This is a genomic window from Spirosoma aureum (assembly GCF_011604685.1).
Taxonomy (GTDB): Bacteria; Bacteroidota; Bacteroidia; order Cytophagales; family Spirosomataceae; genus Spirosoma; species Spirosoma aureum.
The window spans coordinates 6371842-6394131 of the sequence record NZ_CP050063.1 but is presented as its reverse complement, the minus strand read 5'-3'; the positions used below and the strand labels follow the sequence as shown (position 1 = coordinate 6394131).

The 22290-nt window shown below is 45.1% G+C and carries 23 protein-coding genes and 1 other RNA gene; 18 read left to right on the top strand and 6 right to left on the bottom strand.

Annotation, left to right across the window (positions count from 1 at the left end):
• Positions 1 to 60: 60 nt before the first annotated feature.
• Positions 61 to 1401 carry a DEAD/DEAH box helicase gene (locus tag G8759_RS25395; protein ID WP_167214542.1) on the top strand — a complete coding sequence of 447 codons (1341 nt, stop codon included), beginning with the start codon at positions 61 to 63 and terminating at the stop codon, positions 1399 to 1401.
• Positions 1402 to 1623: 222 nt separating this feature from the next.
• Here the strand turns inward: G8759_RS25395 and G8759_RS25390 are convergent, their stop codons facing one another.
• A complete protein-coding gene (locus G8759_RS25390) occupies positions 1624 to 3204 on the bottom strand; it encodes a hydroxymethylglutaryl-CoA reductase (protein WP_167214537.1) in 1581 nt (526 codons plus the stop codon).
• A gap of 95 nt (positions 3205 to 3299) precedes the next feature.
• Here G8759_RS25390 and G8759_RS25385 point away from each other — a divergent pair, with 95 nt between their 5' ends.
• The 6 genes from G8759_RS25385 to G8759_RS25360 all read left to right on the top strand — a co-directional run bounded on the left by G8759_RS25385 (position 3300) and on the right by G8759_RS25360 (position 8961).
• Positions 3300 to 4049 carry a TIGR04283 family arsenosugar biosynthesis glycosyltransferase gene (locus G8759_RS25385; protein WP_167214534.1) on the top strand — a complete coding sequence of 250 codons (750 nt, stop codon included), beginning with the start codon at positions 3300 to 3302 and terminating at the stop codon, positions 4047 to 4049.
• 44 nt (positions 4050 to 4093) lie between these two features.
• Positions 4094 to 6217, top strand: coding sequence for an outer membrane protein assembly factor BamB family protein (locus tag G8759_RS25380; RefSeq protein ID WP_167214530.1), 2124 nt, complete (start codon positions 4094 to 4096; stop codon positions 6215 to 6217).
• A 130-nt stretch (positions 6218 to 6347) separates the two neighbouring features.
• Positions 6348 to 6845, top strand: coding sequence for a DUF421 domain-containing protein (locus G8759_RS25375; RefSeq protein WP_167214527.1), 498 nt, complete (start codon positions 6348 to 6350; stop codon positions 6843 to 6845).
• A gap of 127 nt (positions 6846 to 6972) precedes the next feature.
• Entirely contained in the window at positions 6973 to 7284 is a 312-nt protein-coding gene (locus tag G8759_RS25370) for an autorepressor SdpR family transcription factor (RefSeq protein ID WP_167214523.1), read from the top strand.
• Between the two features lie 15 nt (positions 7285 to 7299).
• Positions 7300 to 7962, top strand: a complete 663-nt coding sequence (locus G8759_RS25365) for an SdpI family protein (RefSeq protein WP_167214520.1) — start codon at positions 7300 to 7302, stop codon at positions 7960 to 7962.
• Positions 7963 to 7986: 24 nt separating this feature from the next.
• Positions 7987 to 8961 (top strand): alpha/beta hydrolase, encoded by a 975-nt coding sequence (locus G8759_RS25360; protein ID WP_167214517.1) that lies wholly within the window; start codon positions 7987 to 7989, stop codon positions 8959 to 8961.
• Positions 8962 to 8982: 21 nt separating this feature from the next.
• On the opposite strand, the gene G8759_RS25355 is transcribed toward G8759_RS25360, so the two are convergent.
• Complete coding sequence (locus G8759_RS25355; RefSeq protein ID WP_167214514.1) at positions 8983 to 9624, bottom strand: hypothetical protein; 642 nt, start codon at positions 9622 to 9624, stop codon at positions 8983 to 8985.
• A 169-nt stretch (positions 9625 to 9793) separates the two neighbouring features.
• Here G8759_RS25355 and ssrA point away from each other — a divergent pair.
• The 7 genes from ssrA to G8759_RS25320 all read left to right on the top strand — a co-directional run bounded on the left by ssrA (position 9794) and on the right by G8759_RS25320 (position 15919).
• Positions 9794 to 10168, top strand: a transfer-messenger RNA (tmRNA) gene (ssrA, locus tag G8759_RS25350).
• A gap of 66 nt (positions 10169 to 10234) precedes the next feature.
• Entirely contained in the window at positions 10235 to 11431 is a 1197-nt protein-coding gene (locus G8759_RS25345) for a tyrosine-type recombinase/integrase (RefSeq protein WP_167214511.1), read from the top strand.
• A 15-nt stretch (positions 11432 to 11446) separates the two neighbouring features.
• On the top strand, positions 11447 to 12349 hold the full coding sequence (locus G8759_RS25340; protein ID WP_167214507.1) for an AbiJ-NTD4 domain-containing protein: 903 nt from the start codon (positions 11447 to 11449) through the stop codon (positions 12347 to 12349).
• Between the two features lie 81 nt (positions 12350 to 12430).
• Positions 12431 to 13123, top strand: a complete 693-nt coding sequence (locus tag G8759_RS25335; protein ID WP_167214504.1) for a hypothetical protein — start codon at positions 12431 to 12433, stop codon at positions 13121 to 13123.
• Positions 13124 to 13226: 103 nt separating this feature from the next.
• Positions 13227 to 13757: a LexA family protein gene (locus tag G8759_RS25330; RefSeq protein WP_167214501.1), complete on the top strand. Its 531-nt coding sequence runs from the start codon at positions 13227 to 13229 to the stop codon at positions 13755 to 13757.
• Positions 13714 to 15003 carry a Y-family DNA polymerase gene (locus G8759_RS25325; RefSeq protein ID WP_167214498.1) on the top strand — a complete coding sequence of 430 codons (1290 nt, stop codon included), beginning with the start codon at positions 13714 to 13716 and terminating at the stop codon, positions 15001 to 15003. The genes G8759_RS25330 and G8759_RS25325 overlap by 44 nt, the downstream gene beginning before the upstream one ends.
• A 730-nt stretch (positions 15004 to 15733) precedes the next feature.
• Positions 15734 to 15919 carry a hypothetical protein gene (locus G8759_RS25320; protein ID WP_167214495.1) on the top strand — a complete coding sequence of 62 codons (186 nt, stop codon included), beginning with the start codon at positions 15734 to 15736 and terminating at the stop codon, positions 15917 to 15919.
• Between the two features lie 154 nt (positions 15920 to 16073).
• On the opposite strand, the gene G8759_RS25315 is transcribed toward G8759_RS25320, so the two are convergent.
• Both G8759_RS25315 and parS read right to left on the bottom strand, forming a co-directional pair.
• Positions 16074 to 16559: an RES family NAD+ phosphorylase gene (locus tag G8759_RS25315; RefSeq protein ID WP_167214491.1), complete on the bottom strand. Its 486-nt coding sequence runs from the start codon at positions 16557 to 16559 to the stop codon at positions 16074 to 16076.
• 27 nt (positions 16560 to 16586) lie between these two features.
• Complete coding sequence (gene parS, locus G8759_RS36025; RefSeq protein WP_232073936.1) at positions 16587 to 17714, bottom strand: type II RES/Xre toxin-antitoxin system antitoxin; 1128 nt, start codon at positions 17712 to 17714, stop codon at positions 16587 to 16589.
• A 347-nt stretch (positions 17715 to 18061) separates the two neighbouring features.
• On the opposite strand from parS, the gene G8759_RS25305 reads away from it, so the two are divergent.
• Both G8759_RS25305 and G8759_RS25300 read left to right on the top strand, forming a co-directional pair.
• Positions 18062 to 18637 (top strand): recombinase family protein, encoded by a 576-nt coding sequence (locus tag G8759_RS25305; RefSeq protein WP_167214488.1) that lies wholly within the window; start codon positions 18062 to 18064, stop codon positions 18635 to 18637.
• 32 nt (positions 18638 to 18669) lie between these two features.
• Positions 18670 to 20325, top strand: a complete 1656-nt coding sequence (locus G8759_RS25300) for a P-loop NTPase fold protein (RefSeq protein ID WP_167214486.1) — start codon at positions 18670 to 18672, stop codon at positions 20323 to 20325.
• 41 nt (positions 20326 to 20366) lie between these two features.
• Here the strand turns inward: G8759_RS25300 and G8759_RS25295 are convergent, their stop codons facing one another.
• Positions 20367 to 20651: a hypothetical protein gene (locus G8759_RS25295; RefSeq protein WP_167214483.1), complete on the bottom strand. Its 285-nt coding sequence runs from the start codon at positions 20649 to 20651 to the stop codon at positions 20367 to 20369.
• A 181-nt stretch (positions 20652 to 20832) separates the two neighbouring features.
• Complete coding sequence (locus tag G8759_RS25290; RefSeq protein WP_167214480.1) at positions 20833 to 21315, bottom strand: hypothetical protein; 483 nt, start codon at positions 21313 to 21315, stop codon at positions 20833 to 20835.
• Between the two features lie 175 nt (positions 21316 to 21490).
• Between G8759_RS25290 and G8759_RS25285 the strand changes: the two genes are divergently transcribed.
• Positions 21491 to 21664, top strand: coding sequence for a hypothetical protein (locus G8759_RS25285; protein WP_167214477.1), 174 nt, complete (start codon positions 21491 to 21493; stop codon positions 21662 to 21664).
• Between the two features lie 36 nt (positions 21665 to 21700).
• Positions 21701 to 22114 (top strand): hypothetical protein, encoded by a 414-nt coding sequence (locus tag G8759_RS25280; RefSeq protein ID WP_167214472.1) that lies wholly within the window; start codon positions 21701 to 21703, stop codon positions 22112 to 22114.
• Positions 22115 to 22290 lie beyond the last annotated feature (176 nt).

The window sequence follows — 22290 nt, the reverse complement described above, 5'->3', positions numbered from 1 at the left end:
TAAGTTTAGGCACCCTTGCTTACCGTCAAAAACATCCGGCATTCGACGTCCAGCCAACACATGCAATTTACCGATTTATTATTAATTGATCCGATCCTGAAGGCACTTGCCGAAGAAGGATACACTACCCCGACACCCATTCAGCAGCAAGCCATACCCATTTTGTTGAGCCGCCGGGATTTGCTGGGATGCGCCCAGACTGGTACCGGTAAAACGGCTGCTTTTGCGATTCCAATTCTGCAATTGCTTAACGAAGAGCGTAGCAAAAATCCAGCTGCCCCCCGTCGTATTAAAACACTGGTATTGACACCAACCCGCGAATTAGCCATTCAGATAGACGAGAGCTTTGCTGCCTATGGCCGCCATCTGAACCTTCGTCATACGGTTATTTTCGGCGGTGTTTCCCAACATTCGCAGGTAAATACCCTGAAAAGCGGTATCGATATTCTGATCGCTACGCCTGGTCGTTTGCTCGACCTGATGAGTCAGGGTATCATTTCGCTCCGTGATGTGCAGTTTTTTGTCCTTGATGAGGCCGACCGGATGCTCGATATGGGTTTCATCCATGACGTTAAAAAGATTATCGCCCGTTTACCTGAACGTCGTCAGTCGCTGTTTTTCTCGGCAACAATGCCGCCCGATGTGGCTAAACTGGCAGACACAATCCTGAACAAACCGGCTAAAGTTGAGGTCACACCCGTATCGTCTACGGCCGATACGATCCAGCAGGCCGTTTATTTTGTTGGGCGGGAAGACAAGCGGAAACTGCTTGTTCATGTGCTCAACGATAAGCAGATTGCATCAGCTCTGGTCTTTGCCCGCACCAAGCACGGAGCCGATAAAGTAGCCAAAGACTTGCTGAAAGCCGGAATTCAGGCCGAAGCCATTCACGGTAACAAATCGCAGAATGCCCGTCAGAGGGCTTTGTCAAATTTCAAAAGCCGCCAGACGAGAGTGTTGGTCGCTACGGATATTGCTGCTCGTGGTATCGACGTTGATGAGCTCTCTCACGTGATCAACTATGAACTGCCGAATATTCCTGAAACCTACGTTCACCGAATCGGTCGGACAGGTCGGGCTGGTAATGATGGTATCGCGTTGTCGTTCTGCGATCAGGAAGAAACTGATTTTCTGAAGGATATTCATAAGCTGATCGGTAAACGCGTTCCGGTTATTGAAGACCATCCGTATGTTCTTGATATATCGGTCTCTACTGTAACGCCCGCGCAACCCCGGCAGGGGCAAGGCCGGAATGGTGGCGGTAATCGCGGTGGTCAGGGTCGCGGTAATGGCTCATCGAATAACAATTCTTTCCGGCGCGGTACGAGCAGTGCTGATAGCACGAACAGTCGCAGTGGAAGCAATAACAACAGGCGGTTTGGTAACTCAGGTCGGAGTTAGGCCAATTGTTCGTGCAGATTGATCCGCAGACATTCATAAATACACTGGAATAACGCAAAAAGGGGCTCAAGAGCCCCTTTTTGCGTTATTCCAGTGATGAGTGCTATGCTAGTTACAGATAAGGTCTTCCTGGCCACCTGGTATTTCATTGGGCGTTACACTATGAAATGGACACTTATCAATGGGGGTGGGTAGGCAGGTTCCCCTGTTCGTCCGTAGGTATCAAATTGCTTTATTACGTGTTGCATCATGGCTTGATACCCAATCGAGAGACGAAATAGCTGCGGCCAGCGATAGCTCTCCGGCAGCGATGACCCCAGCTACAATTTCAGCAAACTTATTGACCTTTCCGGTTCCATAACAGCCCATCAGTTCCAGGCATTCACGCTGGGTGGGCAGTCCGGTTCCGCCCCCAACTGTCCCGACAACGAGCGAGGGTAAGGTGATCGAACCGTAAAGATCCCCTTCCGGGGTGATTTCGGAGTATGTAATCGCGGCAGACGATTCTGCCAGACAGGCTACATCCTGACCGGTAGCGATAAAGAGCGCAGCCAGCCCGTTGGCCGAATGAAGCCCGTTGTTATTCGTTCCGGCCAAACGGGCGCCAACGTCGCCGATGCGTGCATGATGGACCAATTGTTCGGGTTCTACCTGCAATTCCCGAATCAGTAATGCCCTTGGAATGCGAACTTCAGCCGTTACGCGCTTGCCTCGAGTACGCAGAATGTTCAGTTGGGAGGGTTTCTTGTCTGTAGCCATGTTCGACTCCAGAAAGAAATGTTCAATGCTACCTGGTGACAGAAGTCCGTATTCCTGTAAAATGTAATTACAGGCGGCCAGCGTGGCTTTACTCACCATGTTTTGCCCGGCAGCATCGCCGGTTTCGTAGCCAAATCGAAGAAAAGCCAGCTTACCGTTCAGGTAAGTGTCCACATAGCGAAGTTTGGCAAAGCACGAAGTCGCTTCGGCTTCAGCGGCCAATTCGCGTTGCTGACCTTCCAGCCAGTGTACAAAAGTACGGGCCTGCCGAGCGTCGGCAAACTCAAATACAGGCGCCCGTTGCATCGCGCCATCCTGAACAGTGCAGAGGACACCACCGCTTAGGTTGATGAGTTTTATTCCCCGATTATAGCTTGCTACCAGCGTTCCTTCCGTAGTGGCCAGTGGTATCAGGAAGTCGCCCTGGGCCTGTTCGCCATTTACGCGTAACGGGCCAGCTATACCAATAGGAACCTGTGCTACTCCCACAAAACTTTCGCAATTCTGCTGGACACGAGCCGGATCGAACGAGTTCTGAATGAGATGTTCAGGAAGCGTTTGAGAGAATTCAGTCAGGAACTGGCGTCGTTGGCTGATCGCATCTGTTGAATAATCATTGACCCGGTCACGCGGAATAGCGGGTTGCGACTGGTTGCCAGTGGTCGGTTCGTCGGGTTGTAATTCGTCCTCGACAAGCAGTGTAATGGTTCCAAACGGTTGTGTATGGAGCGTGATTTCGAGTGTATGTTTGCCGGGTTCCAGCGGTTGGGTAATCGCCCGAACCTGCACGGATTGCCGTAGCGGGAAAGCGAATGGGTTCTGTGCAGAAATACTAGTGAGTGCCACGGGTAGGGCACCATCAGGCTTTAACGTAAACGCTTCGGCTGGGTACTCGCGTCCGTCGATACGTGCTCGTTGCAGACCCGTAAATTGCTCATCAGCTAGACGATTTTTAAGCGAAAACGTAAAACCATCAGGGGTATTGCGGAGGCTATTACGGGTAAATAACTGTTTTAGAAGAATAGTAGGAATAAACCGGAACACGATAGGGAAGGATAGGGGATGAATGATAGATAGATGATTGATATTTCTTATGCCAATCGATAAACTGTATTGCTCAGGATTGGTTTAGTAAGCCTATGCCCAATGTCTCCATCATCATTCCAACCCTTAATGAAGAAAAGACGCTACCACGCACCTTGCGGCTGTTGCAGCGATTGTGTCCGGAGCCGCTCGAAATCATTGTCGTTGATGGAGGCAGTACGGATCGAACCCGCCAATTAGCGGAAGCCACGCGCCCCTGCTTCCGGGCGTTGCGTGTGCTCCAGAGTACGCAGGTAGGGCGGGCTCATCAGATGAATATCGGTGCTGCCAAAGCATCCGGCGATATCCTATGCTTCCTCCATGCCGATACAACCTTACCCGACGATGCGTTGCGAGTCATTCTGCATACACTAGCAGACCCAAAAACGGCTGCGGGTGGTTTTATTTCCATCATGCGTGGTCCGACGACAACCCGTTGGCTGACCTCGTTTCATAACTACATCAAGACTTACTACGCCCCGTTATTATTCCGCCCCTACCTCTTCTTTTTCAAGGGAGGACGGTTGCTTTTTGGCGATCAGGTTATTTTTTGCCGCCGTGAACAGTTTGCCACTGTAGGAGGCTATTCCGACACAATGCCCATTATGGAAGAAGCTGATCTGTTACTGAAACTGGTGCAGTTTGGGCGCGTTCGTCAGGTGAATCGAATCGTGGAATCGTCGGATCGGCGTGTAGCTAAATGGGGCTTCTGGAAGGCAAACAGTATTTTTCTGGCTATTGGGTTCCTATGGGGAATCGGGTATTCGCCTGACAGGCTTAAACGATGGTTTGATGACATTCGATAAGTTTACGTTTTGATGTAGCTTTGCTGAACTACTCCTGCTCCTACATGAAACGACTGCTTTTACCTCTTGGTGCACTGGCTGCACTTGCGTTTGGCTGGTCCCATTTTAAGCCGAACCTGACTGACGATAAGCCCAACGATAATACAAACTGGAGCGAATACCTTGGCGGACCTGATCGAAATCATTTCTCGGCTCTCAGCCAAATTACCCCCGACAACGTTTCTAAGCTGAAAGTAGCCTGGACCTATGCAGCCAGAGATAGTGGTCAGATTCAGACCAATCCGATTATTGTTGATGGGGTTTTATATGGCGTTACGCCTACTGTTCAGGTTTTTGCGCTTGATGCGGCAACCGGCAAAGAAATATGGAAAGCTGGTGACCCCCTCAAAACCTGGTATAGCACCTGTCGGGGGGTTACGTACTGGCAGTCGGGTGATGAGAAACGCATACTATATACGGTCGGACCGTTGTTGTATGCACTCGACGCCCGAACTGGAAAGATCATTCCGAGCTTTGGCGAGAATGGTCATGCCGACCTCCACGAAGGCCTGGGAGAAGCTGCCAAAGATAAGTTCGTGATCTCAAATACACCCGGTACACTTTTTGGCGATTTAATTGTGATGCCGGTTCGGGTTGCCGAAGAGGTTGGCGGTGCACCAGGTTATATTCGGGCCTTTAACGTTCGGACCGGCAAACTAACCTGGACGTTCCGCACCATTCCGTATCCTGGCGAATATGGCTACAATACGTGGCCTAAGGAAGCCTATAGAAACCCTGATATTGGTGCTGCAAACAACTGGTCGGGGATGGCCGTTGACCGTCGCCGGGGAATCCTGTACGTGCCAACCGGATCGGCTTCCTATGATTTTTATGGCGGAAACCGACTGGGCCAGAATCTGTTTGCCAACTGTTTGCTGGCACTTGACGCCAAAACAGGTAAACGACTCTGGCATTTCCAGGCCGTTCATCATGATGTTTGGGATCGCGATTTTCCGGCTCCGCCCAACTTGATTACGGTAACTCAGAATGGCAGGAAAATAGACGCTGTTGCACAGGTCACCAAGGCCGGTTTTGTTTACGTTTTTGACCGGGTTACGGGTAAGCCACTGTTTCCGATTAAGGAAGTTCCTGTACCTAAATCGGATATTCCCGGCGAAATGACCTGGCCAACCCAGCCCGTTCCGCAAAAGCCAGCCCCGTTTGCGCGGCAGACTATGACCGAAGCAGATATAAATCCGCATTCGGGCGACCGCGATTCGCTGTTGACCGTTTTTCGTTCGGTAGGTAAGCGCTTTTTTGAGCCGATTAGTAAACGAGGCAGTCTGATGTTTCCGGGCACCGATGGCGGTGCCGAATGGGGTGGGGCAGCCGCTGATCCGGATGGTATTCTGTACGTCAATGCCAACGACGTTCCGTGGATTTTTAAGATGATTGACGCGCCTAAGAACGATGAACTGGCGCACCTTAGTCCCGGCCAGCGGGTATATTCCCAGAACTGCATCAGTTGTCACGGTCCCGAACGGAAAGGCAACGCCCGTAGCGGCTATCCGTCGCTGATTGATATTGGCCAGCGACGCGACCGGCCTTATGTGACCCAGATTGTGAGCAATGGCAAAGGGATGATGCCTGGGTTTACGGCACTATCGGCGGAGGAAAAGCAGGCATTACTGGCGTTTTTGTTCGGTGATGAAAAGCAGGAGGTGGGTAGTTCGGCTGCTATGCTGAAAGTAAAGCAACCTTACCTGCCGTATAAAATCACAGGGTATAACAAGTTTCAGGATAGCAAGGGATATCCGGCTATTGCACCACCCTGGGGCACGCTTAATGCAATCAATCTTAATTCAGGAGAATACTTGTGGAAAATTCCGCTGGGGGAAGACAAAGACTTAAAAGCCAAAGGGATTCGCAATTCGGGTACGGAGAACTATGGGGGTCCGGTTATAACGGCAAGTGGCCTGTTGTTTATTGCGGCTACAAAAGACGAGAAATTCAGGGCTTTTGATAAGAAAACCGGCAAGCTACTCTGGGAAACTGATCTGCCAGCTGCTGGATTTGCTACGCCCGCTACGTATCAGGTGGCCGGAAAACAATTTGTAGTAATTGCCTGTGGAGGTGCAAAACTTGGGGCAAAAAAAGGAAACCAATATGTAGCGTTCGCTCTGCCATAGTTATAAAATACCTGAATGCATCACCACGGTCGGCCGTTGCCGTGCCACGATTTTATGCACATCATTAGTGACCGTGGCACGGCAACAGCCGACCGTGGCGATGCATTCATTCTGTTTTACTACTCGAGTTATGAAGATGATTTTGGTACTGTCTATTGATTGGGAAAAGATGTTTGTTCCCAGTTTGTCGCTCTGGGAGATCCTGTTGCGGGGCACACTCACATACTGGTTCTGTTTTCTGTACATCCGGTTTTTCAGGCGGGGTGCTGGTCAGCTGGGCATTAGCGATTTACTATTAATCACACTTATTTCAGATGCTGCGCAGAATGCGATGGCGGGGGAGTACAAGTCAGTAACTGAGGGGTTTGTACTGGTCGGTACGCTTGTTTTCTGGGATTATGCCATCAACTGGTTGGGATACAGGTCAATATTCTTCAGCAAGATCGGAGAACCTGATCCTGTTTTATTGATTAAAGATGGGGTTATGTTACGGCAAAACATGAAAAAAGAACTCATCTCAGCTGAAGAGTTAACGGGTATGCTGCGGGAACAGGGCATTGATGAAGTGTCAGCTGTGAAAGCATGTTACATTGAAGGCAGCGGCAATATCAGTGTGATTAAGAAATGACGATTGCTTTAAATACCTTCCATTCTTTATAAGGACCGATCATCATTAATTCTGCACATTTTTTTGTGATTAGATAGTTGGCTAAATAAATAATTAGATATTTGTCTAATTATTTAAGCTCTTGCTGATGAATAACCTCTTTAAAGCCCTAAATGATCCAACCCGCCGACAGATACTGGATCTGCTACGCGAAGGTGATCTTAACGCAGGTGAAATTGCCGAGCGATTCGATATGACTAAGCCAAGCATTTCGCATCACCTCGACTTGTTACGTCAGGCTGGCCTCGTCGAATCCGTAAAGCAGGGGCAGTTTATCACGTATTCGCTGAACACGACCGTACTCGATGATTTATTGGCCTGGCTCATGAGTTTTCAAAAAAATGAATCCCCGGCTTCCGCTACCAATGCAACTGAACAAGCACCTAAACAGATTCGTTAAACTCCCTTATCAATCATGAAACCAAATTCCACAGTAACTGAGCTTATTCTGATTCTATTGTTGATAACACCCTTTATCTATCTGGGCATCATCTGGAATCAATTACCTGCTGAAATAGCCATACATTATGACCTGCTCGGAAAGCCTGACGACTGGTTGCGAAAAGAAATGGCTGCTTTATTAATGGGCGGGATTTCTGTATTGCTATATCTTCTATTACGCTTTCTACCAGCGATCGACCCTAAAAGGCAACTTCAGTCGTCTAACTTTCAAAAAATACGCATTGTCATCACCCTGACAATGGCTGTCATTACGTGTTGGCTGTGGTATATGGCCGGTCACCAGACTAATCAGAAAATGCTGGTGAGTTTATTGCTCGCCCTGATTAGTCTGATGCTGGCTGGCATCGGAAACTACCTGACCACGATCAAACCCAACTGGTTTATTGGTATTCGTACACCCTGGACGCTTGGCAATGAAATTGTCTGGCGAAAAACGCACCAGATGGGTGGACGACTGATGGTTGCTGGTGGCTTGTTGAGTGCCGTGATGGTTATCGTTGTGCCAATGCCCTATACGGCAGGCGTAGTGGTTGGTATTATGATGATTACGCTGCTCATTCCTGTAGTGTATTCCTACATCTACTTTCGGCAGGAAAAGACCCGTCAGCTTAACTAATCAGTCCTACTAATTTCTGAATCCATGAATCGTTTAGTGCTTTCCACCATTTTTCTGATTCTTACGGCCCTGCGTGTACTGGCTCAATCCGAAGAACCCATTCAACTCAAAGCAGATTCATTCACACTTGGAGGTACACTAGCACTTCCGGCTAATCTCAAAATCCCAATACCAGTTGTCTTGATCATTGCTGGTTCGGGGCCAACAGATCGAGACGGTAACAGTCCAATGCCGATCGCCAATCTGGGGACGATAAAAGCAGGAACCTATAAACTGCTTAGTGATAGTCTGGTAAGAAAAGGAATTGCTGTAGCACGATATGATAAGCGTTTTTCGGGCAAGAGTATCCTCTTGACGGCAAAAGAAGAGGATTTGCGCTTTGATACATACATCACCGATGCGGTGGGTTTTCTACAGCAATTGAAGTCGGATAGACGATTCTCCAAAGTAGTCGTGCTGGGACATAGCGAAGGCTCCTTAATTGGTATGGTAGCCGCAAAAAGGGCCAATGCCGATGCGTTTATATCTGTAGCCGGATCAGGTGATAACATTGCATCCAAGCTGAAAACACAGCTTGGTCTGCAATTGGGTGCTGTTGATAAAGAGCAGACGTTTAAGGCACTTGATTCGCTAAAAGCGGGATTCACACTGTCGACGCTGCCAACCAATATTCCCGCAGTGAAGCAAATGTTCCGACCCAGCGTACAACCCTACATGATCGCCTGGATGAAATACGACCCCGTTGAGCAGCTCAAAGCATTGACGATACCCGTTCTGATTATTCAGGGTAAACGCGATATGCAGGTGAAAGTAGACGATGCCGAAAAGTTGAAAGCAGCCCGGCCAACGGATAAACTAGTACTATTTGATCAGATGACCCATACGTTAAAAGACATTTCAGGGAATGACCAGATGGCTAATCTGAAAACCTACACTGATCCCGATTTACCCCTCACTCCGGGTTTGGCTACGGCCATTGCTATGTTTGTGAAGCCGTAAGCTACAGGAGCTACTACAGCTTTAATTGGCCGAATAATGCTGTAAATAAGAAATCAGTCGCTCAAAGTGTAGTTGCTCATAGGGGTTCTGCGTCTGGCGGATGAGCAGATGACGGTAACTGTCAATAAGTCCGTCGAAGTGGGGATTATGATTGAGTTGAGCAGCAATCAGGCCTTTATAGCACCGGTGCGCCTGATTATAAACATAGTGGCAGGGCTGGCTGGGGTGTTCGTTCAGCAACCGATCAAGGGTAGAAAGCGTACAGGCATTGTCCAGAAAATTAAAGCCCTTTGTGGCAAAAAACTGCTCGATCTGATCACAGATGTCGACAAGTTCCTCATCGGAATGGACTTTGTAGCGGAAATACTGAAATCCGTTAAACTTACCAATAGAAACGATGAGCGTATTGGCATCGGGCCGATAGTCGGGCAGGTTATTGAGAAACTGCTGGGCTATCTGTTCAACCTGGTCATTTCGACACCCAAAATTAACCTCCAGCATGGTTTCTTCGCCATAAAACGATGGCGATAAAAGGACGTTCTGAAACCCAATGGCCGTTGTTCGGCGATACTGTTTTTTTTCAGGCAGCAACGCATATGCATGCTCCGCAAAAAACGGGGTCAGATGCTGATAGAGGTTCGTTTCGAAGGGCGTGGTAGTCATTAGAATTTGTACATACGGATAGGAAGAGGAAGTCGGGTAGCGGCATAACTAACTAAAGACGAATTAGTTTAATAAAGTTAGCATAAAAGCTATAGATTATTGTATCGGAGCCAGAACTAAATTGCCCACAGAGTAGTTTAATGATACACGCCCATAGCGGGAGTCATTTGGGGACGACCGGAATTGACAGCTTGCTGAGGTCGCGGGTAAGCATGCCGGGAGTTGTCGATAGTTCCCGACCCAAACAAATCGTCACAAGAATAACTGGCGAATATAACTACGCCATGGCTGCCTAATCCGGAGGATTAAGCAATAGCCATTGTCTCCCCGGCCTACGTGCTGCTGGCTGGATCAGGAGGCATCGACTCGCAGCGCTGGCTCGGTTTATGGTGTTAACGGCCGAGTAAGACACAAGCACCTACGGATGAGGCTTGGTCTGGTACACACCGGGTTGATTCCCGACAATCCTAAGAGTACCTAAGCATGTAGAAAGCACGTTGGTTTCCTTGACTGGACGAGAGTTCGAATCTCTCCGTCTCCACAGAACTAAAGCCCTGATAATCAGTATTTTATCAGGGCTTTTTTTGTGACTTGGTTCAATGTGACAACTATGCGACAGGTTTGTGACAACAAGTACAGAATGAAAATGGGCGTAAAATCAGCATATCCCTACAAGCTGGCCCGGCTGATGGATCACGATGACGACCTGACCAAACGCTGGTGGGTCGATTACTACGCCTGGTCTGAAGCCAAGGAAAAACTCGTCCGCAAGCGGGTCGAGGTAACCGGGCCAACCCTTAAACTTCGTCAGGAAAAGGCAACGGCCATCATCCGGGAAGTCAATCAGAAACTCAAGAAAGGCTTTATCATTAACGATGGTCCGGTTGACGAACCGGTACCGATCGCCAAAGTTGAATCTACAACCCATATCGAAGCCGCCATAGCCCTCTACTTGTCCGTTAAGGGCAATACGTTAAAGAAGAACTCGAGTAAGACCTATAAATCAGCCCTGAACCGGTTTAAGACCTATCTGAAACAGAACAACCTGCTGCGATTGAAGATCGAAAAGTTTACGCCTGCACAGGCCTTCGCTTACATTGATGGATTGACGGTCGAGCTGGCCAATAAAAGCGTTAATAATCACCTGGGCGCTGTCGAATCCCTGTTTAACTTTTATCTAGACCGTCAGCAGATCAAGGCAAACCCATTTATTGCGGTCAAACGCCTGCCCGAACGACCCGGCAAACACATGGCCTTTCGGCCGGAGCAGATCACCCGCATCAAGGAGGCTTGCGAACTGACCCAGGATCATCAGCTCTGGCTGTTTCTCAACTTTATGTACTTCACCCTGGCACGCCCCAATTCAGAGCTACGGTTGCTCAAAGTAGGCGATATCGGGGAGAAGGCCATTCGCATCGATGGCGAAAATGCCAAAGCCAACGGCACCGGCTTTGTGCTGATTGCACCTGGTCTGGAGCAGCTCCTGCAGAAACATAAGATCCGGGAGTATCCAGCCCATTATTATGTATTTGGCTCGGATGGCACACCGGGTGAGAAGGTGGTTTATGAAAAGTATTTTTATAACCAGCACAGGCGTATTCTGACATTACTCAAGCTGCACGATTTGAGCTATGACCTCTACGGTTGGAAGCATACCGGTGTGATCGCCTTATACCGAGCCACCAAAGATGTCAAGCTGATTCAGCGCCAGTGCCGACACAAGAACCTCGACCAAACGGATAAATATTTACGGGATCTGGGGCTGTTCCTGGATGAGAATCCGCTGAACGGATTAGCTGCACTTTAAATAATGATATTAAAAATGGACACACCATCTTTTCAGGAACGATTTGGATTACCTAAAAAGGGATTACAAATAAATTCCATTGATCTAAGGACGAAGACTAGAATATGGAATGAACTTAACCAAATATTATGGGCTGCGATAATACCCGGAGGCGATTATACTTCATTGCCTGAGACGGGTTCTGTTAAAAAATATATCTATTCCTTATGGTCTGATGTTTTAGGCTGGGACTACCGTATTATGCCTAACACTCGTGGTTCTCTAATTGATAGCTTTAAAAGCTATGCGTTATGGGAAAAGTTGAAATGGAGTAGTTTTTTGCTATTTATAGAAAGAGCATTAACAAATTATCTAAATATTCTTGACACGCAAGGTGGATATATAATACAAGGCACTGTATTTGAAGAATATATAGATCGAGTAAATGAAATATTTACTGAGGAGGCTTGTGGATATCGCTTTGTTGGTGTGTATATAACACCCATTATTGACGAAGTTGAGATAAGTGAAATTGAGCAAGCTTTTACTAATACAGAATCGTTAGTCACTGTAAAATTACATCTTAAAAAAGCATTGATATTACTGTCAGATCGAGAGAACCCTGATTATAATAACTCAGTAAAAGAATCGATTAGTGCGATGGAGGCTCTTTGTCGTTTAATCGTTAAGAAGCCTAGTGCAGTAATGTCACAAGCGTTAGATGAGGTGGAAAAGAAGTCTAAAATTCATCCTGTCTTAAAGTCGGGGCTGAAAAACTTATACAATTGGTCAAGTGATGCATCTGGTGTTCGGCATGCCAATAAGGGTGGTACAGGTGAAGATTTCAACAGTGCCAAACTTACCTTAGTACTTTGTAGCGGTCTCGTAAACTATTTAATAGCCAAAAGCGAAGACGAAGGTATTAATCTTCAATCCTAATGAACAAGTGTCTATAGCTGTATTTAACAGAATAAAAGGAAAATTCCCGTGTACAATTTAACAAACAACAAGTAAAAGAATATGAACAAAATATACGCCAACTGCCCTATCCACGGTCTTTTTGAATTTAAAGGATTTCACATTGTTAACAGCCGTGCGACATTTTCTGGAAATACAGTAAGTTGCCCAAAATGTGGTAGCCCTTCGAAAATGTTAGATGGCGAATTTGATTTTGATGGGACTGGAATTCCTGAATTTATTTCGGGTCCAGCTTTTACTCGGGCTGTTTATGATCAATTTAAAGGTTTAGTCGAAACAGCGCAGAAAGAGGAGTTAGATCAAGAAGAGTTTCTAAAAAGAGCAGAAGTTATCTCACCAATATTAGCTCAAGGGGCAAGTCAGATTATTCAGAGGGCTGGCTTAACTCACTCAGAAAGATCAAATTATTTAAGCGTGATTGTGGCTTTCTTAGCGGTGTTACAATCATTTGTACAGACCTTAAAAGAAGACGATAAAAAGCCCTCAGTTCAAATTACAAATAATAATACTTACCAAATGGTTCCTCCGGGAGCAAGGCCAATTCAAGGTTTTACCCCTCCTCACAAAGTAAAAGCTACAGTTCCCGAAAAGAAAGCTACAGTTGAAAAATCAGCCTTACCGAAGGCAAAAAAGAAAAAAAGAACTAAAAAGATAGAGGAGATAGTTGAGGAAACCATTGTTATCCAAACCGACAGTACCAAAAAAATAGTATATAGATTAATTCGAAAGCGATAGAATCTCTTAAATATAAATAGATCATTGGTTAACGGCTTTGTAATATATTTGTATTGTATATACTAAAGTTATATTATAGCGGCAGAATCTTATACGACACGCTATGATAGACACCATTGATCCGATTCCCCCCGGTAATATTTGGCTGGTTGACCCCGAAAAACGGTTGCCCATTCCCTTATATAGCTCCACCGTTCAGGCAGGCTTCCCAAATCCAGCCGAAACGCACATCGAGACGCGCCTGAACCTCCAGGACCTCTGCGTTCAGCATCCCGACGCTACCTATTTCGTGAGAGCTGCCGGAGAATCGATGATCGATGACGATATTTTTCCCGGCTCCATTCTGGTAGTAGACTCCGCCATTCCGATCCGCACCGGCTCCATTGTCGTCGCCTGGGTCAATGGTGACTGCTGCGTGAAGCGATTTGTCAGAGTTGGCAAAATGATTACCCTGTTTCCCAGCAATCCGGCCTTTACGCCCATTTACGTCCACATTGGTGTGGATCAGTTTGATACACTGGGCGTGGTAATTCACGTCGTATCGAAACCCAAAAAGTGGAATCAGGATCAACTTAACACCGCTGTCGAGCATGTTCGCACTCGTAGACGTAAACAGCATGTACGTGAGCTGTGAACGCAGCTTCAACCCTCGCCTGAAAGGTGTCCCTGTCGTTGCTCTTGGCAATAATGATCATTGCGTGATCGCCAGGTCCGACGAGGCTAAAAAATTAGGGATAAAAATGGGAGCCGCCCGCTTTCAGATTCAGGACCTAATTGACCAGCACAACGTACAGCTGTGCTCGTCAAATTTCGCTTTGTATGGTGATATGTCGGCACGATTTCAAAGCCTGATGTACAACTTTGTCGAGGACGTGGAGCCCTATTCGATCGATGAGGTGTTTCTGAAAGTTGATGGCAGTTACGATACGCTGTACCCCAGTTATCAGGGATTGGGGGAGAGTATCCGGAATACGGTGATGCAATGGTTGCGCTTACCGGTGTGCATTGGTTTCGCTCCGACGAAAACCCTTGCCAAAGTTGCCAACCGGATCGCCAAGAAAAACCCTGAATTGGAGGGGATCTGTGTACTAACCAATCAGGCTGAGGTGGATACAGCACTGGAGCAGTTTGAGATTGAGGATCTGTGGGGCGTCGGTTATCGGTACGCCAAATGGCTCAAGAATAATGGCATCACCAATGCACGCCAGCTGCGTAATGCTGAGATCGAATGGATCCGCAAGAAAATGACGGTTCAGGGTGTTCGCCTGGTCTATGAGCTGCGGGGCTATCCGGCCCGGCTCCTGGAGGATAACCCACTACCGAAACGGACTATTTCCGTTGCACCCAGTTTTGGCAAGCTGATTCCAGATCTGACGAACATTACCGATGCCCTGACTACGCACCTGGCTCGATGCTGCGAGAAGTTACGAAAACAAAATTCGATCGCCCGGCACCTGACCATTTATCTGCATACGAATCGCAACCGGAAAACACCGGGCCGACCGGATCTGGCTTCCAAACAGTATTCGGCCTCACGCACAGTCAAGTTGCCTTTTCACAGTAATAACCTGATCGATTTTCTCCCTTATGGTATTTCGGCGCTCCAGTCGATCTATCAGTTCGGCTATCCTTATCAAAAAGTGGGTATCATTCTGAATGATATCGTCCCGGAAGACAATCGCCAGGCAGGAGTCTTCGCCGATGCACCGACTCCGGAACAGTTGGAGCTGGGCCACGTCATCGATGGGCTCAATCGCCGGTTTGGTCGTGACGCGGTTTATGTAGCCTCACAGCGAAAGGACCGGGAGTGGGAGATGGTGCAGGGTCATTTATCTCAGCGCTACACAACTAACTGGAATGAGTTGTTAGTCGCTTACTAGTCGGTATATCAGCCGTGAAACTTAGCCGCTAGGTAAGACTATGGCGCTTCACTTTTGAAAACTTTTGAAAACCTTTGATTCTAAAGAATTCTAATGTGTAATTTGTGGTGTGTAAATTTGATATGCAAAAACTGCATATCAACGTTATTAAAACAAAAACCGGCACCTTTCAGTACCGGCTAATTGTTAGTAATGTAGCAGATTCAGGAGTTTGATCGCCAAATCTAGGGCTCCTTGAATCGCTACCTCTACGCTGATCAGTAGTCCCACTACCTCGGCAGCTCCGCGCAACCAGACTAACCACTGGTTGCGCTTTTGCTTTTGTTTCAGCACAATAGCGAAGTTCTATTGAAATAGACGGAAAAGCAACCCCGAAGGTTCGGGTGTTTTCGCAATTCATTGAAACGTGCAACTCTATCGGACAGGTTAAGAAATTGTTAAGCCGTAATGCTTAGCGACTTAACAATACCCGATAAGAGAGCTATGCTAAAAAAAATAAAAGAGCGATTTTACTGACCGGTTCACGCGTATAATACAATTCTGGCAACTCATTATTTATGAGTTATTTTTGCCTATCATATTGACTTACAAGATGTCGTGATCGCAAACAAGGTTTTGATACTTCTATCAATAGTATAATTGTCTTTTGAGAGTACTTGTATGGTGCACAACATTTATGAACAGTTGCATGTACTTAAACTGACATTAAAGAAAATACCAACCATTTGTGATGGAAATTACGCATGATCTGCTACTAAGTCTGGGATTTGTGAAAGATTCTCCAAATCGCTACCACTATAAAGCATTCGAGGGCACGCACGATGAGCAGGCCGGGGTATTTTTCTTCGATGGGTTTCGGTTCGGTGTCGCCTTCGAGCACGACATGCGGTTTCTGCTTAAACTGATCGACTATTAGTAGTAGGCAAATATGGTCCCTTTCCTGGCAAAAGGCTAACAAACAAGCCCGGATCACTCGATCCGGGCTTGTTCGCTTCTTCCACACCATATAAATATGATTCGTAGTAAAGAAAGTCAATAATTTGAATTGTATGAAAATGCTGCATCTCTTTTCAAACCATTATATCCTGAAATAGACGGCTGTCCATAGTAAATGGATAAAACTCCCGAACAAAAACTCGTCTAATGTCCGAATGTAAAGGGTTGATTAAGATGTTGCGCTCAAATGGATTGACCGCTGAGGGAACGCTAAAGGCAAGTTTATTGCCAGGCTCCAGAAAGGGTGCTAAAAATTGCTGACAACAATCAGATGCGGGTACTTCATTCCAGTCATCTGGTAAATCGGATGGGTAGAATTCATAAATGCACTCTTCAGGAAGTTCGATAACAACCATATTAAGTGGTGGATACTTTGTAGTGGGCAGGATACCAAGATGAACCCGTACCTCCAATATGGCCAGTGACGTTGAAGCAGCAGTGTAAATAAGTGGCGTACCACAGACATTCCACCGACCACCAGACAGTTTGGCACCAGTTCCTAATAGAGTTGTTGAATTATGTTTTGATTTTTGTAGTCGATAGACTTGGATTGTTCCCATGACCTTATGCTAGGGTCTAGGCTCAACTTAGCTGAATACACCGTAGTCAATTCTACCCAAAATGGTTTTAATGCGGGCAATTCCAGTGGCAGTATCCAGTAAGTTAAGCGGTGAATTATTGCTTAATTCTTGCAAAGGGAAACGTAACCACTCGTTGAAATTGCTTTGATCCTCAAAAACCTCTAAACCATATTCTGCCAAATCTTTCAGCATTAATAGTCGTTCGGAAGCAACAGGATTCAATAGCCCCTTCTGTTTTAAGCGGTGATACGTCCGTATTGATATGGTTAAGATTGTTGCCATTTCCTTGTCGGTAAGGTCAAGTACATCGGCTAAATCTTCGGCCATCGATAGCGGAAGCTGGTCACGCTTAATGTGATCGTCGTCAGGGGCTGGCATCTTATTATCCTTAACAAAGTTTGTGGGACTGGGAGGTTGGCAATTAGGTAGACGAAGCTTTACCAATGTGCCCAGCACTTTATTTAAGCCAAGTAATAATTCCTGAGCTGCCAAAATTTCTAATTTAAGGCGAAAGCATTCAGCTTCGGCAGCTGAGTTATGATCATGTGCCTTAATTGAAAAATCAGATAAATGTTTCGCATAGCCAAAAGCATTGCCAATATGGGTCAGTAGCTCATCATATTGATTTGGTTCAGCTGGTTGGCTTAAAGTATTCGGAGTTGATAAAGCAGACCATTTTATACCACTCAAATTGCTAAGCCCAGTTAAGTCAGGAGCCTTGACTGGTGACAAATCGAAATCAAGAATATCAAAATCACAGACTAATCTATGGATTGACCTAACAGATGAATAGGACTTAGCCGTTAAATTGAAACTGCTAAACTTGGTCAAACGACTTTGGCCAATGGTTATACATTTATCAATTTCAAACTTTGGCCACTGATAAATGGCAAAAGATTTATCAAAATCAACTTTTGGCCATTTATCAGGGTAAAGATTTATATTTAAAGCTTGAATTTTGGCTACTTGACTTTGAATTTGAGCCAAAAGTTTCGTATTAAGTACAGCAAGGGACTCAAGAGATTCCTGGATTTCCTTAGTTCTACTATTAAATTTAGACATAGCCTCCATATGTGCAGAAGCAACATCGAAGGGCTTGACGGCTGTTTTATCTAGCACTTGTTTTCCGTCCATTTTCTTACTTATTAGTTCATGACAAAGATAAGTGCCATTTGGCACTTATGCAACTGAATAATATATTTAATTGCGTAGTTAATAAATAGTGCCGATTAATTTGCATGGTATAGTGAAAATTAATTATGCGCTACATGATCGATGCCGGGTTGTGTGTCTAACAAAACGGCCGTTTTACCTGACACATTCTAGCTACGCTTGATTTGCGCTTTATGTGTGAAATCTGTCCAATATACCTGTCTAATATTGCGTGTCTAATTTAAAGCGTTATTTTAGACACTCTTGATCAAGACCCTTGTAAAATGGGTAACTTGGGCAAGGGAAGAGAAATTCGCTTTGCTAATACTATGAAGATCGGCTACGCTCGAGTGTCAACTATCGAACAGAATTTAGATCTCCAGTTGAATGCCCTAACGGCAGCTGGTTGCGAACAGATCTACCAGGACAAAATTAGTGGCAGTGGTACGGATCGTCCCCAGCTACAGCTCATGATCGATCGGCTCCGGGGTGGAGATGAGGTTGTAGTCTGGAAACTTGACCGACTAGGCAGATCGCTTCCACACCTGGTTGAATTGGTCAATGGTTTTTCGGATAAGGGCGTTGGCTTTACCAGCCTGAATGATCAGATCGATACCAGTACACCCTCCGGTAAGTTGATCTTTCATATTTTTTGCAGCCTGGCTGAATACGAACGATCGTTGATTCGGGAGCGGACAACGGCTGGATTAGCAGCTGCTAAGCTAAAAGGAAAAGTTGGTGGCAAACCAAAGGGATTGAGTGACGAAGCAAAGAAAACTGCACGTGTGGCAGAATCTTTATATAAAGAAGGGTATGCCATTAAGTTGATTGCAGATCAGCTGAGTCTATCACGCCAGACCGTCTATACATATCTGAAATTTCGTAGAGTTGACTTAAACAATTAAAAAAAGTTTTATACCTAGTTATAGCAATCTGTATGATTATTAAGACTATAGAACCATCCGCCGCTTTCGATATTCATTTTTCCAACCCTTCCAACAAACGAATATTATTTTCAGGTAAGTTTGGTTCAGGTAAGACTTATTTTTTAAAAGAATACTTCGAGGCAAAAAAAGATCAGTTAAATACATTTTGGCTATCTCCCGTAAAATATTCCGTTGGGCTAAATGAAGACATCTTTGAGTATATAAAATTTGATCTGGCTCTTAAATTAATTGGAATGCCAGAATTCGCGCCAAGTTTGAAAAGTAGGTTTGGCGAGGATTTGTATATGTATCAATTTTTGAGCAATCAGCCACAGGCTGCTATTGATACATTACTACTTCTGATAGAAACAATGGCTAAGGGCACAATTGACGGAGAGTCTATTGAGGCAAAAGGACTATCAATAGTAGCTGGAGCTAAAAGTGTAGCCATTGGTTTGATGGATTATTACCAGAAATACAAAAACTTTAAAAACAGTATAGACAAGGCTTCCGAAACACATTCAGATCTATTTAAAAGATATTTAGAAGATAGCGTATTAAAAAAAGGTTCAATATTTGAAAATGACCTGATTACTCAGACGATAAAGTCAGCAATAGAAATATGTAAACAGCAAGGCAAAAAAGAGAACGTACTGATTATCGATGATTTCGATCGACTTGATCCTGAACATGTCTTCAGAATTTTGAACATTCTGAGCGTTCACAATGATATGTTTGATGAGGATAATAAATTTGGTTTTGATAAGATTATTATTGTCTGCGACTACGACAATATTGCTAAAATCTATGCATATAAGTATGGAAGTGAAACAAGCTTTTCAGGATACATTAGTAAGTTCTTTTCAACGGAAGTATTTCATTTTAATAATAAGCTGGCTATTCAACAATTCTGTCGGCTAGATTTAGGCGGGGTAATTCCAGATAAGGACTCGCAAGATGTACTAGGAATGCTACTGGCCTACTTTGTTGAAAAAAATATATTAACAATGCGTGAAATCATTAAGGTTAAAATACCTACGAATCTCACCTCTTATCAATATGGCCCCTATAATATTTTGGAGAATTTTCCGACGGTATACAAGGACAGCCGACCACACTTTAGAGATAATAAATACTTTATTGGAGAAGGTGTTAAAACTTTTTTCGTAACTTCAGAAGACTACCCATTTATTCATGCTATAAGAGTTTTGTGTTTAATATTTGGAGACTACGATTTGCTAAAAAATAGAATCGAAAAAATTGACCATAGCAAAGATACTGGCTATGATAAAGAATATGTACCTAAATTAATAAAAACCTTAATGCTTTTACTTCATCACGCCTCTAATCAGTCTGAATTGAGTAGACTTTGTTTTACTATAGAATCGGATAATCATCGATATGTAGTGCTTAGCCGACCATCTACTGTTTTTTTACAGAAAAAATTCTTTATTGAAACTGGCTGGAGCGATGGAAACCAATATACTGGAGATGTTAGCTATTATAAAAATGTTAACAAATTTTTAAATCTAAAAGATGATATAGATATTACTGGAACAGCTTATGGTAACTTCAAATCGCTTTTTAATGAGTTAACGATAATACTTAATTTTCTCGACGGATCCGGCACTCTTCAGCATTTTGGTGTTACGAAGTCAAGTATTTGATATTTAACAAAAGAGCCCTACTGAATAGTAGGGCTCTTTTGTTAAGCGGCAGGTTGTTGATCGTGGATCGCTTCAAACATATCCTCCAGCCTGTGCAAATCCTGATAAAGATCGACCAGCGTACCCGGAGGTATTAAAGCCGGGTTGTGCTCTGAGAGATTCAGCGTCCGGATCGTGCGCCGGATTACATCGGTAGCTCCGCTGGCAAATGGGGCATCAGCGGGAGCATCGAAAGTACCAAGCGTGCTGAAAACAGGGGCAACGTCAACTTGAAGGTCAGGTCGTTCTGGGTGAGCAACCCAAATGGACGCGGATGGTGTATTCATTGAAAGAAGCTACTAGAATTAAAAAAAGAAAATGGCTACGAATATAGTAACATGTAGTAACATCTAATTGGAGGTTAAGCAATTTATATACAACAATTTAAATATATCGTTTGATACGTTTACCTATATACGAAACTATAAAAAATAACCTGTTAGTTTGGTGCTAACAGGTAAGTAAGTGTTACTCTATTTTTAAAATTATTCCATCTGTTCCAGTTTTTACTGGCGGGTAGGCTCGATATTCCTCCCCAGTGTTTTCGTCGACCATAATTCGCCCTTCATAAGGTAAAGATTTTAGAATCTCCTCCTGCTGTTTTCGTCGTTCAATAGCGACTAGAACCGTTCGGTTTAACTCCTGCCAGATTCGGTCGCCTGAATAGTCATAGCTTACACCTACTGGTTTAATGGTCATACTAACACCTAGCTTGCTAACACCCTCACGCCCGTAAAGGCTTACTTCGGTCAGGGCAACCTCTTTGGCTTTCTCTTTAATCCGAGCGGCCAACAGCTCCAGCTTGGCAGATTCTGCCAGCAGGCCCAGAACGTCATAGCCTTCTTCATGATAGCCAGCCACCAGTGTATCAGCATAGGCCAATAAACGGGCTTTCCCCGCTTCGGTGAGTGATTGAGTAGGCACGGTAATGGTAGCGGTAATCGTGTTCATAGTTGTTGTTTTCTGTTGTTTGATTACGTAACAAATATACAATCTGTTACGTAATCAAACAAATCTTTTCTCTGATATATTTTAGAAAAAATAATTAAAAATAATTGCCGTAATACTTGTTTGATAATCAAACAGGTATTATTTTTGTTACGTAATCAAACACAAAAAAAAGAACATGGTAGAAGGACACATCAAAAAATGGAAAGCGACCATCGCCCGGCTCGAATCCATCATCGAAAATGAAAACCTGACGGTTGAGCAAGCTAAACAGGTACGAGAGCAATACGAATTAGCCCACTGGATGCTCGACCAGCTAATCGGAAGTAAGGGCGACAAAAAAGAAGAGTAACACGGTGGGGGAAACCCCACCTTAATCCATATCTATATGACGGCACAAGAAGTAATTAAGCTCATTGAATCAGCCCAGACTCCAGAGCAGATCCGGGCTGCCAACCAGACTACGGCTGAGTTTCAAAAAACGGCAAGTCCTGAAGACAGTCAGGCAGTGCGGGATGCCTTCCATCGTTATGTCGACCAGTTGATTGATGACATCGATGTCGACGCTGAGGAGACAATGCGTTTTCTGGCATTAAATGGAAAACAGTACAAGCTGGAGGACTGGTTAACGCCAGCGGAATATGCCCGTAAGTATGAGTTGAAGACCCCCAACATCGTATCTAACTGGATTGTACGGGGTATTATACCGCAGGAGGATGTATTGACAGTACCTGAATTAAACGGGATGCGCCTGGTGCGCAATCGCAATTATAAAGAAACCTCTACCGAGGTGGGCAGCTAAGGCTGCTCAATGTGTTTGATTACAGAAAACCCCGACTGCGCTTGCGGTCGGGGTTTCTTATGTTTAAGAAAAGGAGGTGCTGCTCTGACCCGCTGCTCAGTTTTCCTGCACGAGGGAAACTACCTGAGCCATTACAGCCAAAGCAGGTACGGGGGAACAGCACCGCCTACTCGCTA

What these genes read in the sequence shown, in the direction of transcription:
- G8759_RS25300 (WP_167214486.1), top strand. Translation starts at nt 18,670, where the DNA reads ATGATTATTAAGACTATAGAACCATCCGCCGCTTTCGATATTCATTTT.
- G8759_RS25285 (WP_167214477.1), top strand. Translation starts at nt 21,491, where the DNA reads ATGGTAGAAGGACACATCAAAAAATGGAAAGCGACCATCGCCCGGCTC.
- G8759_RS25355 (WP_167214514.1), bottom strand. Translation starts at nt 9,624, where the DNA reads ATGACTACCACGCCCTTCGAAACGAACCTCTATCAGCATCTGACCCCG.
- G8759_RS25320 (WP_167214495.1), top strand. Translation starts at nt 15,734, where the DNA reads ATGGAAATTACGCATGATCTGCTACTAAGTCTGGGATTTGTGAAAGAT.
- G8759_RS25380 (WP_167214530.1), top strand. Translation starts at nt 4,094, where the DNA reads ATGAAACGACTGCTTTTACCTCTTGGTGCACTGGCTGCACTTGCGTTT.
- G8759_RS25375 (WP_167214527.1), top strand. Translation starts at nt 6,348, where the DNA reads ATGAAGATGATTTTGGTACTGTCTATTGATTGGGAAAAGATGTTTGTT.
- G8759_RS25385 (WP_167214534.1), top strand. Translation starts at nt 3,300, where the DNA reads ATGCCCAATGTCTCCATCATCATTCCAACCCTTAATGAAGAAAAGACG.
- G8759_RS25335 (WP_167214504.1), top strand. Translation starts at nt 12,431, where the DNA reads ATGAACAAAATATACGCCAACTGCCCTATCCACGGTCTTTTTGAATTT.
- G8759_RS25395 (WP_167214542.1), top strand. Translation starts at nt 61, where the DNA reads ATGCAATTTACCGATTTATTATTAATTGATCCGATCCTGAAGGCACTT.
- G8759_RS25295 (WP_167214483.1), bottom strand. Translation starts at nt 20,651, where the DNA reads ATGAATACACCATCCGCGTCCATTTGGGTTGCTCACCCAGAACGACCT.
- G8759_RS25360 (WP_167214517.1), top strand. Translation starts at nt 7,987, where the DNA reads ATGAATCGTTTAGTGCTTTCCACCATTTTTCTGATTCTTACGGCCCTG.
- G8759_RS25325 (WP_167214498.1), top strand. Translation starts at nt 13,714, where the DNA reads ATGTTCGCACTCGTAGACGTAAACAGCATGTACGTGAGCTGTGAACGC.
- G8759_RS25330 (WP_167214501.1), top strand. Translation starts at nt 13,227, where the DNA reads ATGATAGACACCATTGATCCGATTCCCCCCGGTAATATTTGGCTGGTT.
- G8759_RS25370 (WP_167214523.1), top strand. Translation starts at nt 6,973, where the DNA reads ATGAATAACCTCTTTAAAGCCCTAAATGATCCAACCCGCCGACAGATA.
- parS (WP_232073936.1), bottom strand. Translation starts at nt 17,714, where the DNA reads ATGGACGGAAAACAAGTGCTAGATAAAACAGCCGTCAAGCCCTTCGAT.
- G8759_RS25340 (WP_167214507.1), top strand. Translation starts at nt 11,447, where the DNA reads ATGGACACACCATCTTTTCAGGAACGATTTGGATTACCTAAAAAGGGA.
- G8759_RS25365 (WP_167214520.1), top strand. Translation starts at nt 7,300, where the DNA reads ATGAAACCAAATTCCACAGTAACTGAGCTTATTCTGATTCTATTGTTG.
- G8759_RS25315 (WP_167214491.1), bottom strand. Translation starts at nt 16,559, where the DNA reads ATGGGAACAATCCAAGTCTATCGACTACAAAAATCAAAACATAATTCA.
- G8759_RS25345 (WP_167214511.1), top strand. Translation starts at nt 10,235, where the DNA reads ATGCGACAGGTTTGTGACAACAAGTACAGAATGAAAATGGGCGTAAAA.
- G8759_RS25280 (WP_167214472.1), top strand. Translation starts at nt 21,701, where the DNA reads ATGACGGCACAAGAAGTAATTAAGCTCATTGAATCAGCCCAGACTCCA.
- G8759_RS25305 (WP_167214488.1), top strand. Translation starts at nt 18,062, where the DNA reads ATGAAGATCGGCTACGCTCGAGTGTCAACTATCGAACAGAATTTAGAT.
- G8759_RS25290 (WP_167214480.1), bottom strand. Translation starts at nt 21,315, where the DNA reads ATGAACACGATTACCGCTACCATTACCGTGCCTACTCAATCACTCACC.